Annotated in this window: 9 protein-coding genes and 1 pseudogene; all 10 read right to left on the bottom strand. The window is 37.8% G+C overall.

The features are described 5' to 3' along the window. Nucleotides 1-182: 182 nt before the first annotated feature. The gene (locus NHH15_RS01390) at nt 183-1,841 is read right to left on the bottom strand and encodes a hypothetical protein (protein WP_262064845.1); all 1,659 of its coding nucleotides are present in this window, start codon (nt 1,839-1,841) and stop codon (nt 183-185) included. A 7-nt stretch (nt 1,842-1,848) separates the two neighbouring features. Continuing rightward, entirely contained in the window at nt 1,849-3,234 is a 1,386-nt protein-coding gene (locus NHH15_RS01385) for a class I SAM-dependent methyltransferase (RefSeq protein WP_262064844.1), read from the bottom strand. Nucleotides 3,235-3,237: 3 nt separating this feature from the next. Next, nucleotides 3,238-5,355, bottom strand: a complete 2,118-nt coding sequence (locus NHH15_RS01380; RefSeq protein WP_262064843.1) for a sulfatase-like hydrolase/transferase — start codon at nt 5,353-5,355, stop codon at nt 3,238-3,240. After that, nucleotides 5,309-5,587 (bottom strand): hypothetical protein, encoded by a 279-nt coding sequence (locus tag NHH15_RS01375; protein WP_262064842.1) that lies wholly within the window; start codon nt 5,585-5,587, stop codon nt 5,309-5,311. Before NHH15_RS01375 ends, NHH15_RS01380 begins: the two co-directional genes overlap by 47 nt. Before the next feature lie 29 nt (nt 5,588-5,616). Continuing rightward, complete coding sequence (locus NHH15_RS01370) at nt 5,617-6,813, bottom strand: alginate O-acetyltransferase AlgX-related protein (protein ID WP_262064841.1); 1,197 nt, start codon at nt 6,811-6,813, stop codon at nt 5,617-5,619. A gap of 26 nt (nt 6,814-6,839) precedes the next feature. After that, the gene (locus tag NHH15_RS01365; RefSeq protein WP_262064840.1) at nt 6,840-7,976 is read right to left on the bottom strand and encodes an MBOAT family O-acyltransferase; all 1,137 of its coding nucleotides are present in this window, start codon (nt 7,974-7,976) and stop codon (nt 6,840-6,842) included. Nucleotides 7,977-8,208: 232 nt separating this feature from the next. Then, the gene (locus NHH15_RS01360; protein WP_262064839.1) at nt 8,209-10,602 is read right to left on the bottom strand and encodes a glycosyltransferase family 2 protein; all 2,394 of its coding nucleotides are present in this window, start codon (nt 10,600-10,602) and stop codon (nt 8,209-8,211) included. A gap of 17 nt (nt 10,603-10,619) precedes the next feature. After that, entirely contained in the window at nt 10,620-11,999 is a 1,380-nt protein-coding gene (locus NHH15_RS01355; RefSeq protein WP_262064838.1) for a CotH kinase family protein, read from the bottom strand. Nucleotides 12,000-12,061: 62 nt separating this feature from the next. Then, nucleotides 12,062-13,540 (bottom strand): annotated as a pseudogene (gene lysS, locus NHH15_RS01350) (lysine--tRNA ligase); the annotation flags it as partial. A 116-nt stretch (nt 13,541-13,656) separates the two neighbouring features. Next, a complete protein-coding gene (gene greA, locus NHH15_RS01345) occupies nt 13,657-14,139 on the bottom strand; it encodes a transcription elongation factor GreA (RefSeq protein ID WP_262064837.1) in 483 nt (160 codons plus the stop codon). Nucleotides 14,140-14,169 lie beyond the last annotated feature (30 nt).

Below are 14,169 nucleotides of genomic sequence, written 5' to 3'. Positions count from 1 at the left end.
TAATAATTAAAATTCAAGTAGTTAATTAAGAAGTGACATTTTCTCAAGTTAATGTTGCTCTCAAAAAGTGACATTTTCATAAGTTATTGACAGAAAAAACAGAATGCACTTTGGTATAAGTGCATTCTAATTCTACCAGCAAATTATTCAATTTAATACATAAACATCCACCACGGCGTGCCTTATTGGAGATTCTTGGTCTGTTTAACTCTCAATATATAATAGAAAAATGGTAACTTTAATATCATATAAGCAATCATTACACTCAAAACATAGTATATAGCTGCACCCATAAACAATGCTCCTATCCCACTCATATTATTGTTAATAAAAATATCACCCACCATAAATCCATAACAATTATTTAGAGGTAAATATACGAGATAACCCAAACCGGAAAAAGCGGCCAGTTTACGTAATCGTACTTCTTGGGACGCTAGCCAGTTGTTTATCTTTTCCTTGTTTTTTAGATAGATAATAAAAAGGCCTCTGCCACTGATTAGTATTCCTATGTTAAGGTAAAACCCATTCCAAAATAAGGGACCAGTCCACCATGTAATCAGCATCACTGTGGAAAATGTGACTATCACACCAAATATTATCTGTCCCACAGCCCAAAGAGTTTTCTCTTCTTTTGCATTTATAGTTGAACCATAATACCCTCCAAGAGAAAGACCCCCTAAATACATAATCACAACAAAAATGGGAAAATACGGTTCTATAAAATGACGATCCATATTCCAGACTAATATATAGGTAATGTATGCTCCCAGGTTAATCAGCCAGACCATTTTCTTCCCGGATACACTCTTAACAGCAAGAACTCTTTTTAAAAGAGAAAAAATAATCAATGCAGCTGCAATCCATACAATTCCATGAATACTTACATTATTAGGCGGATTAAGAATATTTTCCATTAAACTTTCTTTATTGTTCTCTTGATTTATTAATAAAGAAAGATGCATGGTGATATTAATTATCAAATAGGCGACGATTAACAGGAGACCTGCTCCTATAAATCGGCCTCTGATTTTTTCATCAGCTTTAGCACCGATATGCAATAAGAGAAGCATAATCGCCGGCGAACAAATGGCTGCAATGATTATCTGTCCGAAGTCAAGATTTAACATATTGTTGCCATACCAGCCCGAAGTATTTTCTCCTGCAAGGTCTAACAATACTAGTAAGAACATTGTAATGATAAAGAGAAGACTCTCACTGCTTTTATTTTTACTCTTATTTGTGTTCATTTTTATACAACGGGTAATCAGAATCAATGCCAGGTTTAAAAGACACAGAGCAACAAAGGTTATTCCAAAAACGAACGCTCTGTGGTAGAGACTGCTCGTCCCTTGCAAAGCATTTCCAGGCTCTATAACCATATCTTCATACACGTATTCTGTATTATAGCAATCCACCGTCTGTGTTTTGTCACCAATTGTAACTTTGACAATTCCACGCCACTCTTGCTTTACAAAACGAATAATATATCGGTTTCCGGCTTCGATAGAACCGGTTATAACCTGAGGACTATCTTCAAACTCCCGCCATGCATAACCGCCGTCTACCGTCCTTCTCCACACATCTCCTCCGAATATTTCGGTAAAAGTCAGACGTTTTCCATCGACAATGATGCTATCAAGCTCTATATCTGCACTGCCGGCCTCTTCATTCTTTTCATTTGTGGCTTCTATTGTAATTGTCTCTTTTGGTGTAAAAAAACCACTTCCCGCTACCATAATACTAATAAGCAAAATTGCGATTAACGATTTTACCTTGCTATCCTTTAATGCCAAAAGAGCCAAAAAAGGGATGATGATAAGTATAATTGCTGTAAACATTACGGCCTCATTTCATTTTTTTTAAAACTAAAATATGTCGTTTGGATTCTTTTATTGCTCTTATTTCTTCACAGTCAAACCAAGGTTGAAACGCTTCCTTACACCCTTCTAAACTGTAATCATAAAAAACATCTTCCCGCATTGCAAGTAATTTTTCCATCTGTGAATCTTCTTTTGGAACAAATTCCAATACCAATACGCCACCTTCATTTATCATAGATGCAAAAAATTCAGCAATTAAAGATAATGGTATTCCTGCTGTAACCCTCAAATGGTGAATTAAAGCCAGGGCAATCACAAAATCTCCCTTGCACCGTTCTTTAAATTCCGGTCGTTCCAGATTATTAAAACCGATTCCCGGTGACGGGTTTGATAAATCAATGAGCAAAGGTAGAATGTTCGTTTCCTTGTCCCTCTTTAGCATTTTATAATTTTGATTTACTGCAAGAGGATCCATATCTACTGCCAAAGCATATTGGAAAAAAGGAGCAATTGCTCTTGTATAACGTCCGTTATTTGCGCCCAAATCTACTGCTATCCCTGTTCCCCGGAATTTCTGGGCAAGCTCTTTAACCATTTTAAACTTTTCTTCTTCAGCAGCTTCTGTGTAATTAGTATTCTCGTAGTAATTTCCCCATACCGTCTCTACTTCTGGTAATTGGAATGCTTTGTCTTTGATCATTCTCTCTAATTGGGCGGTTAAATTAATCAAATAATCCTTTGTGATTTTTACACTTTTTGTTTTTCCTTCTGCCTTTTTCGTATCACTGTATTTATCCTGCATTTTTGCATGGGTCACAATGTGAAAATGAATCCCGGGATTCATCTTTTTCTTCATTGGCAGCATGGTGGAAGCCATATCCAAAGGAATTCCATCGATAAATAGCCGCATCATAAGTCCACAGCGTAAATCCACTCCGCTCATAAGCGCCAAAGGTGCTAAGAAATGAGAACAAAACTGCCGATACGCTCCCCATGGATTTCCTTCCTGCCACACTTCAAAAGAGAGATGATCTATAAAAACCGGCTTTGCTCCATCAAACTGAATATTGTAAACAGAGGCATCTTTTAGAATCAGTCCTTTTTTCAATGCTTTTCTTTGTAGCTTCAAGGTAAGCAATGCAGCATCTTTTAATTGATCATAGCTCCACTCATAAGGATAAGAAATAAATGGCAGACGCTTCACTTCAATCGTTTTCCATGCCCCTGTAAAAGGGGTTGTTTCTTCAAATGGCTGTATGAGATTTTCCTTTATCATCTGCTTCAAAAAAGGTTCCACCTTTTCCCAGTGAGGCCGATAAAATTCTGTAATTGTACGGTAAATCTTTCCTTCCTCTTCCCAAACAAAACCACTGGGATCCCGGAAAGAACCGGGTGCTTTCTTTATCGTCATAATTTATTTTGCTCCTTTCACTCCCTTGGACAGCTCTATTCTTGTCAAGTAGAACGTCGCCTCTCCCGAGCTAGGGAAGTTATCGATTTCAACTTCTAATCGGATTGTCTGGTCCTCTGAGACCTGTATCTGTTCCAATTCAAAATAGTTTTTATTAACATCTATTTCCTTTGATTCCGACACTTTGCTAACAGGATCCGTTATCGTGATACGATACGTCTGTTCATCCGCCGCTTCTCGTTCCTTTGTATATGTAATTCCTAGATTTGCAGTCAACTTGGTTCCTGGGCTTTCTTCCGTTAAAAACTCTCCTGTCATATGAGAGTCTGTCATTCGTAAGCCCCAGCCATTTACAAGGTTCCCATTCTCACAATTCAGAGGATATGCAATCTCCGGTATGTCTGTATTTAATGTAGACAATGAATATGTCGTACCTACCTTCAACGACGTCGGCGAATAATCGTGAGTGACTTCCAATTTACTTACTTCTTCTAGCTTCGTAACATCTGTTCCTTTATAGGTTCGTACCTCTGTACCACCAATCAAAAGAGAACGTTCCTCGGGCAAATCCTGTATCAGATTTTTCCAATTTTCCCCCTCTATATGGAGTTTCGGAATAAATTCCGCTAAGTATCCATTACTGGTAGGTTCTTTGGATACAACCAAATCCCCCTCATTATAAGGTGGTTTAATCAATAATGCTGCATGCCCTGTATATTCCGCATGGGTACGACTACTCTCGAATAATCGATCTCCGTGATCCCCCAAAATAACAATCGTTGAAGATTCATACAAATCATTATCTTTCAGCGTTTTCAAAAAGTCCATCACATGGTTCCATGTCCAGGTATTTTGTCCATTCAATCCTTGCACCGTATAATTATCTTCCTCTGTTAATGGCTGACCGTCTGCTCCTACGGTATAAGGTTTATGGGTTCCATTGACATGGTGCAGATGAAACGTTGGTTTTATACTGCTTTTCTTATTTGCAGCATATTCCAGAGAAAAGTATGTCAGTTCATCAAAGTTGATTGGATTTTTCTTTTGGGCATTGAGAACGTTTCCATCCTCTTGCTGACCATTTAACATAACCGTTGTAGCAAATCCAACCTTATTTGCAATTTCATTCTTTGCAACGTAAGGGACAAATCTGATTGAAAACTGGCCATATAACTCTGGTGTCACCTTAACAGCACTGGATTCTTGTTCCTCTACCTTCTGATCTCCTCCAACATAATTATACATTGCTAACGTCGAGGATACATAACTATCATATCCTGCTTTATCAAAAATTTGCAGAAGAGAGTTTTTGTCTTCAAAAGCAAGAGACGCATCTTCGGAAATTTCTCCATTTTCATAGTTTTCGCCCCGCAGAATAGACGGCAGGGAGTACTGTGTACTGGAAGCCGTCTCCATATTATTTTTAAACAACACAAAACCTTCCAACTCTTCACTCATTTCTGGATTCTCATCTAGATAGTCCATCACGAGTCCCGTTGACATGGCATCCAAAAGAAGAAAAACAACATTATCCTTTTTTGAAAAACTGCTTTCATCCAGCACTGTTGTAGCGCTGATTCGCTCTACATTTTCTTGTGGGTTCTGTAACAATAAGCCTTCTGCCATTCCAAAAATATAAAGAAACGTCGTAACAAATAAAAGAAATTTGAAGTTTTTACTTAAAATCTTCCAATAGACCAAAGCACAAATCAAAATGACAAGCCAAATGACCATGTCCAATAACAATCGTCCTGGGGACCGAAACAAGTCAGCCTCTCCCGTTAGCTGAGGTAATCCCCGGTTAAGGAATACACTCTCAATCCAAACAAGAAAAAGTATCGTCAGCAATAAGATGTGAACGACAGAGGCTCCTCTCTTTGTCACAAAAGATGCCAGTAATAGTATGGTCAAGCTAACAATAAACACAATTACAAAGGGAATTACCATACCCCTAAGTAGCTGAGACAATGAAAATGAATAAGAGCTTACATTGCTTAAGTATGAAGTACTTGGGATATATCCGCAAAATATCAAAGCATACAAAAGTGCAATCGCAACAGATGGAAATACTCCCTTATTTTTTGTCTTCTTCGTTGTTGTCTTCTTCAACTTCTTCTTCATCTTCTTCATCTTCCTCATCTTCATTTTCCAGCGGCTCTTTTCCAAACATCATCCGGATTTTGTTCTTAAATATAAAGAAAAACCCACTTAGTGTAATGAATGCCATCCCGAGAATCTGTATGATAAGACTTCCGGAGCTGGGATCAATATATGCATGAACCTCCGTTGGAAAACTAATTACAATAATCAAAACCATCATTAATACTGCAGCAATTTCTTTTACTATTCTCATATCTAAACCCTCCTTTTTGATAGATACTGTTAATACTGATTCAAAAATCCAAAGTTCGAATCATTATATGAACCCGGATTTAAACCAATAATAATTTGATCAAAGTGCTCTCGATTTATATATTCTTCCAGACTTGAACTTCCCTCCGGCGGCGCATAGGGCCAGACAAAGACCACTTCTGAGGCTGCCGTCGTTAGAAAAGCAGTTACCGGCAGCATATAATCATCCCCAATTACCAAAACTCTTTTTCCTGAAGTAATTAGATTGTTCGTTATCTTGCGATAAGGATACAACTGGAGTAAATATGAAAAATACGGACTCTCTTCATAGGTATTATTCACATTCATTGTCTCCTCAAGATACATAATGCTCGTTTGAAAGTCTCCCTTTTCCTCCATTTTAAATGCCGTCTGGCTATAGCTAATGGTGTAATCTGTTTCAAACTTTGGTGTGATAAGGGTGAAATCTTCAGGTTGTATTCCCGGTATTCCTATCTGTTTTCCCATATTTCCCACAAAATCATTTTGATAAACCACCTTCTGATAGTTACTACGACATAACCCTTCCGGCTTTTGTGACTCCTCTTCTCTATACATCTCTTCCATTACAGCCAAAGATACTTCATGAGCTGCTTGAATAGTCCAATGGGAATCCGTCTTATAGTGGCATTCCTCATCTGTAAGCAATGAATTTTTTAAGATTTCTCTTGAGTCTAAGTATGGTATATTGTTCTGTTCCAGTTCATAAAGGAGCTCATCGCTTCTAAAACCTAAGTCATTAAGAGGCAAGGGAGACTTGCTCTCACCTGTTGGCTCATAAATGTCATCACAACTTAAAAATAATATTTCTGTATCAGCTCCTTCGGCTGCCTCCTTTACTTCCCTTAATCGAAGTGCCGTTTCCCTGTAATCGCTTCTCTCATATGGATATGGATTCACATATCGCAGCTGATTATTATCTTGCTTAATAATCGTATAGTTTCTAAGCGCTTGTTTTCCCGTTTCCCGCACAACAATCCCATTCAAATCCTGAAGAAATTCCTCCCCCAGCAGATTACTACCTGTTGTATCTGCAAAATTTGTAAATATGGATTCCAGATTCCAACTTCTTTCATATCCCATTTGAATTGCCGGCACTTGCATAACCATATTAGCAATTGCATAAATCAACCAGAATAATGATAATACTCCTGCTGAAACCTGTCGGATTTTATCTGTAAATTTCACCTTTACCTCCTTATACCATAATCTTCTCAGCTCCACATTAGAACGTCCAATATCTTATTCGGATTAAATACATTCTGTGTAAGTGCCATAAAAGATAAAACAACCAGCACAACCAATACTAAAAAATAAAATACGTATAGATATCGTCCGACTCCGTCTTTTTTCTTGCCAAATGTAAATGTTGTAAGATAGCCAATAACTAAAAGAGGCCAGCTTTCTTTGAACAGAAAAGTAGTTCCAGCACTACTGAATGCGTTTTCTCTAAGACCAATCAGATTACCAATATACAAAGATAAATGGTAAGCTGATTCACTGCGAAGTGCCAAAACGGCAATAAACATCACTACACTAACATATATAAATCGAAGGATTTTATTTTTCTTTCGCATAAAACTATCAAAATCTACGATTCGTTCATAAATTATAAAAATAAAACACCAGCCTGCAAAAATGAACTTAGACGTATCCGGTCCCAAAAATACACCTATCAAAAGCCATGTAAGCAGCGTGTAAAGTACCATCATATCGTTATTCATTCGCTCTTCATTCAGCGGATGATAAAAATATTCATCAAACCAAGATCCCAAAGATATATAAAATCGTTTAAAGAAATCTTCTATTGAGCTGGCACTCCAAGGACTGTTAAAGTTCTCCGGATAGTGGAATCCCACCATCAATCCTATTCCTTTTACCATCTCTGAATACCCTAAAAGATATTGCCAAATGGATATCCCAGCAGCCAAAAGACCAAAAATCCCCATCATAATTGGCACACTTTGATAGATTCCGCTCATTCCAGACCATGTAAAGACCATATCTGCTGCCTTTGATAAGGGTGCAGCAATAATAGCTACTCTTGCAAGTCCCGGAACAAAACACGACACTCCCTGTAAAAACTTACTGAGTGTAACACTTCGCTCATAAAGCTGTGTTTCCACATCTTGATATTTCAGAATCGGTCCTGCATGCATTGTAGGGAAAAAACATAAGAATAGCGTTGTTTCCACTAAAGTAACCTTTTTTGTTGTTTTCCCTTTATATTGATCTGCTACATATGAAATCCCCTGTAAAGTCAAGAATGGAAGCCCCAGGAAAAACGGCACAATATTAATCATAATAAGCGCAGCCAGAATACCCTTTTCCCTTTTTCCCTTCGAAAGCAAAATACTGCCTCCAAAATTGATCAGGCTTAAGGCCAATAGTATCGGCACAAAAAGCAGTTTATTAAAAGCATAGAAAATCAGGCTTATAATAATCAGCCAAATATTCCTAAACTTTATAGTATTTCGTGAAAATGATAATAAAAAATTCACAACAATTGTAAGAGGTAATAAATATAAAAGAAACGTTAAATCTGTTAATGTCATATTTTAGTCCTTTATCCGGTCATCCCTTCTAAATCTGAGTAATCACACCGGTTCCTATCGGTTTATTCGCTTCTCCACGCTGATTCATCCCCTGCCATTTTTCTACCAGGGGGATAAAGGCAGCATCTCCTAAAAGCTCTTTATAATTAATTACTTGATACAGATCTTGGATTTCACTGTTCGAAGCTGGGGTCAATATAAGCTTTAATTTGCCCTCCCATTCTAACGTTATGATATCCGTCGGTTCTACTTTATCCGCCATTTTTAGTTTCGCAAACTCATAGTTAAAATCCATTAACACTCCTTGGCTTCCACCATCTATCCGAAATGGCATATCTACGATAAAGCGAGGCATTTTTCGATAATTACGCACCGTTTTCTTTGTACGTCTTTGAATATTTGTCCGGACATCATCAAAAACGCTGCTGCTTTTTTTGAAAGTCTTTGGTAGAGGGTGCGCTCGGTTGTAAACAATCTGGTAAAACTGGCGTTTATTTTCTTCATCTATATCTTCAATAATAAATCCATATTTATATCCGCCGCCGGCATCATCCGGCCGCCGGTTAACGTTTGCTACACGGCATTTCATCGTCGCACTGTACTCTTCATTTCCCACCGTTATCTCTACAATCGAGTCGGGACGGGAATTAATTGGTTGAGAAAATACAACTGACATACCGGTATGGGAAATATCTGCTGTTTCCCCTTCATGGGTTAAATCATTGCTTCGAACCGTAACTGGCATTTTCACATAATAACGCTCTGCATTACGATAATTCGTTCTTCCCATCATAAAAAAGATTGCAAAAATCAAATCCTTTGTTCCTGATAAAAGCCAGAATAAAACAATTGGATTGTATAATCCGGTAGTTGTAATACTTTGATACAGAATAAAAGCTACCGTTATCAGATTGAGAATTAATAATAATGCATGAGGAATCGTATAAAGAAATTTCCTCCATTGCTGAATATCTTTTGATTTACTTTTATCAGTAACAACAAATTTCTTTTGCTTAAACCCTATTGTTTCAAGGATTGCCGGCATGGACAAATATGGTGCCATTATCGTGTCCACCACATGAGACCAGTGATTCGATCGTGTATTATCCGATAGAATTCTCGTCGAAAAATAGTACAGTACATAAACTGGTAAGCTAAATATAAATGCGTGAAAAATCGTAGTATTTACCAACTGCACCTTAAATAAAACGGCAATAATCGGGCTTAAAATAAAAACCAGTCTTCCTAAGAAACCAAACCAATAACACAAAGAACCTGTTAGTTCAAATTTCTGCCAAAAATTCAACGTTCTTGATGTCCAAACCCGAACCAGACGGAAACATTGAATATTACCTCTCGTCCAGCGATCTCTTTGAGATACGAAAGAACTTATTGTTTCCGGGCAAAGTCCATGAGCCAATTGATCTGGTATTGCAAGATTTCGGTATCCTGCCTGTAAAATCATTAATCCGGTTAAGAAGTCCTCTGTGATACTTTCCCATGCAAATCCTCCGACTGTTTCCAATGCTTCTCTTGAAAGCATTGTATTTGAACCTGCATAAGATGATATGTTGTCATTGTTCTTTGCGACGTTTACTTGGGTAAAGAAATAGTCTTGCTCATTCGGAATGTTTCGTTCCGAATATAAGTTATATTGAAATAAATCAGGATTATAGAAGCTTTGTGGTGATTGAATAAACCCAATCTTGTATTCTTCATCTATTTCATCTTCTTCTAATATTCGCCACGTTCCCTCCTCATCCACTTCCATTTTCGGAAGAAAGAAGTAAGGTACTATCTTGGTCAAGAATTCTTCTTTTGGAATCATGTCTGCATCAAAGGTAACCACCAAGGGTGCTGATGTCTTGTTCAGTGCATTGTTTAGATTTCCTGCCTTAGCATGTTTGTTTTTTTCTTCCATGCCGATATAGCCTACACCTAAACTATCTGCCAAATCCTTCATTTCCTGCCGGTTATTATCGTCGCACAGCCAAATATGGACTTTGCTCTTATCAGGATACTCCATAAAAGTACAGCCATTTAATGTTCTGTAAAGAAGCTCTACCTCTTCGTTATGGGTTGTCACAAACACGTCAACCTCCGGATACCAATCTTCCGGTATCGGTGGAAGGTAAGGCACTACGTAATGGGTTGCCTCACGAAAGTTCGAGAGTGTTACCGTAAAAGAAGCCATTTCGGCTAAAAGCAAAATAATTCCCAGTATACTGGATAAAAGGCCAAATCGAAAGGGCATCGTAAAGAAAATCCGCCATCCCAAATAAATAAATACTACTGCCATTGTAAGGTAAAGTAAAATCTTGTGTCTGATTGAAATATGTTTCGTAACACCCTTTAACGGCCATCGTTTATACGGTGTTCTTTTGTACGGTATTCTTTTTCTTAATTCACTACCTGCACTCATGCTTAATCACATCCTTTCTACACTCCATATTTTCGAACAAATCGGATTAGTAGAAAAAAAGCCACCAAAAAAACAAGAAGCCAGATAGGATTCGAGTTTAAAACCACCTCGTGACTAACAGCTTGATCACTAAAATCAAAATTAGCAAATCCAATTCCCATATCCAGATTTTTATTTCGTAAGTTTGTCTTTATCTTTAAAATCTCTGCGTCATAGTCCTCTGTCTGTCTAGAAAGTAAAACACTCTCCCCAGCACCATTTTCTACTTCTAAAGGCTGTAGCACATGACCTTTGTAATCATTCCATCTTTCCCAATCCCGGTCTTTTGCTTCCGAAACCTGTTCCGCAGCAGACTCCACCTGTTGCTCTAACCACTTCTCCGTAAGCCCCTTATCCCGAAGCTCGTGATAGCGCTCCTGCATACTTCGGATAAACTCCGGACTCTTAAAGAATTGCTCATAATATCCAGACCGCGTAAAAGGAAGGAGTTCCTCTTCTTCTGCGTCAGCATCTTCCTCATCTACCTCTAACTCAAAGGGTACTCGTTCATTGTCTATTGCTTCATCAAATCGCCACAACGGTTCAGAGGTAATTTTTTCTGTTTCCAGGCTGTATCCATAATTTCCGCTTTTTATTTCTCCATAATTTGACATTAATTCTTCAATTATAAAAGAATCAATAAAAGAAGTCACGTCAAACATTTCCTTATATTCATAAAACACTTTATAGTTATCTGAATATAAAACCTGCTCACCATAAGAAAGCCTCGAAATATACTCTTCGTACTCTTGTTTCCATTCTTTTCCTAAGATGGGGGATAGTGCTAATTCCCCATCTTCCTCATAGTTTTGAGTACGATAAGTTTCTATTTCCAAGCCTATTGGGCTTTCGCCTTGTTCAAACTCCAGCTTATCTATTTCATTTTTCTTTTCTACCAACAAATAAACCCCTTGATAGGATTCCTTTTTTCCTTGTTGAATCACTAATTCCACGAGTCTTATCTGTGGGGCATCTTCATTTGTTTTCTGTGCAATACGATAACCCAAATAATTACGAATTAAGGATTTATCTTTGGCACCACCAAGAAGGAGATAAGTATCACTTTCTCCCACTCCCAGTAATTCGCTCTTCTGTTCTAATTTCAGGCAAATATCATCTTTTTTTGTTGTATAATCATGATTGCCGTTTAGATTAATTAATTCACCTTTTGCCAAGGTTTTCGTAGTTCCTTCTACTGTAGCCGCAAATTGATCTGTCTCTCCCCGACTATCAATTTCCAGTTCCAGAACAGGAATACTACCCTCCGCTGTACTCTCTTCTGCCATCACTTGTATGGAAAGTAATTGTACAATCAGTATAACCAAAAAACTCACGCTGATTTTTTTCACAATTGCCATATAATTCCCCAATTATCCTTTAACTATCTTCTATCTACATCAAAATACTTTTACTTATCAATGCTCTTCATCGTAGGGAATAACAACACATCTCGAATCGCCTGTGAATCTGTTAAAAGCATACACATTCTGTCAATTCCAAAACCGATTCCACCTGTTGGCGGCATTCCAATTTCCAATGCATTTAAGAAATCTTCATCGGTAGTATTCGCCTCATCATCTCCTTGTGCAAGCAACTCTTCTTGTGCTTTGAACCTCTCTCTTTGATCAATTGGGTCATTCAGCTCAGAGTATGCATTCGCCATCTCCCAACCATTCATAAAGAACTCAAAACGCTCAACGTAATCCTCATTTTCTGGAATCTTCTTTGTAAGAGGCGAAATCTCAATTGGATGATCCATAACAAAGGTAGGCTGAATCAAATGTTCTTCTGCAAATTCCTCAAAAAACAAAGACAGAATATCACCCTTTTTATGTCTTTTTTCTACCTCAATATGATGCTTCTTTGCCAAAGCAACTGCATCTTCAGTTGTTTCAACTGTGTTCCAATCAATATTGGCATATTTCTTCACAGCATCTATCATGGTAATTCGCTCAAAAGGTTTTCCTAAATCCATCTCTACGCCATTGTAAACAATTTTCGTAGTTCCAAGAACCTCTTGCGCCACATGGCGGTACATATTTTCTGTCAAGTCCATCATACCGTGGTAATCCGTATAAGCCTGATACAGCTCCATGAGAGTGAACTCAGGATTGTGTCTCGTATCCAACCCTTCATTACGGAATACACGTCCGATTTCATAGACCTTTTCAAGACCTCCTACAATCAATCTCTTTAGATACAGCTCTAAAGAAATACGAAGTTTGAAGTCCTCACTTAAAGCATTAAAATGGGTCTCAAAAGGCCTTGCTGCTGCTCCACCTGCATTCTCTACAAGCATAGGCGTCTCAACCTCTAAAAATCCCTGTGCATCTAAGTATCTGCGAATAGAACTGATAATCTTTGAGCGGTTAATAAAGGTTTCCCTTACATCCGTATTCATAATAAGATCCACATATCTCTGGCGATAACGTAAATCCCGATCCGTTAATCCATGGAACTTTTCCGGAAGAATCTGCAGACTCTTCGAAAGAAGCTCTACCTTTTCTGCATGAATGGAAATCTCACCCATTTTCGTGGTAAATACTTCTCCAGTAATTCCCACAATATCTCCAATATCCATTCTCTTAAAAGCCTTATATGCATCTTCTCCCAGAGAGTCTCTGGCTACATAAGACTGAATATTTCCACTTTGGTCTAACACATTACAAAAGGAAGCTTTTCCCATCACTCTTTTTTGCATGATACGACCGGCAATTGATACCTGTTTGCCTTCCATTTCATCGTAATTAGCTTTGATTTCTGCTGCATGAGCAGTTACATCATATTTCGTGATTTCAAATGGGTTTTTATTCTGGTCCTGAAGCTCTTTTAATTTCTCTCTTCTGACCTTTCTCAATTGATTTAAATCTGGTTCCTGATTTTGTTGATTATTTCCCATTTCCTTACCTCCTATATATCGTTAAATAAGGCTGTGGCAAAATCCCCCTGAAATCAGGGTTCTTTGATTCTGCAACAGCTCCCTTTGTATTCCTATTCCAATTCTTATCCTTGTCCTTAGATTGACGGACCTATTTCTAATACTTTGTATTGCATAATTCCTGCCTGTGTCTCAACATCTACTACATCACCTGTCTTTTTACCAAGCAGTGCCTGTCCAACAGGAGATTCATTGGAAATCTTTCCTTCCAGGCTGTTTGCCTCTGTAGACCCCACAATTTTATATTCGATATTTTCATCGAAAGTGATATCATGAACTAATACCTTACACCCAACATTAATCTGGTCGTAGTCCACTTCATCTTCCACAACAACTTCAGCGTTTTTCAGAATTTTCTCTATATGCTCAATACGAGCTTCAATGTCTCTTTGCTCATCCTTTGCCGCATCGTATTCTGCATTTTCCGAAAGATCGCCTTGCTCTCTTGCTTCTCGAATTTTTCCTGCTACTTCTTTACGTTTTACTACCTTTAGATGCTCTAATTCCTCTTCTAAAGATGTTAATCCTGCGTATGTTAATATGACTTTTTTTGCTTCCATATCTTAACGCTCCTCACATTTAAAATTTTT

Source organism: Aequitasia blattaphilus, from assembly GCF_024721305.1.
In the GTDB taxonomy this organism is placed as follows: domain Bacteria; phylum Bacillota; class Clostridia; order Lachnospirales; family Lachnospiraceae; genus Aequitasia; species Aequitasia blattaphila.
The sequence above is the reverse complement of the archived record's forward strand: the minus strand, read 5'-3'. Positions and strand labels throughout refer to the sequence as shown.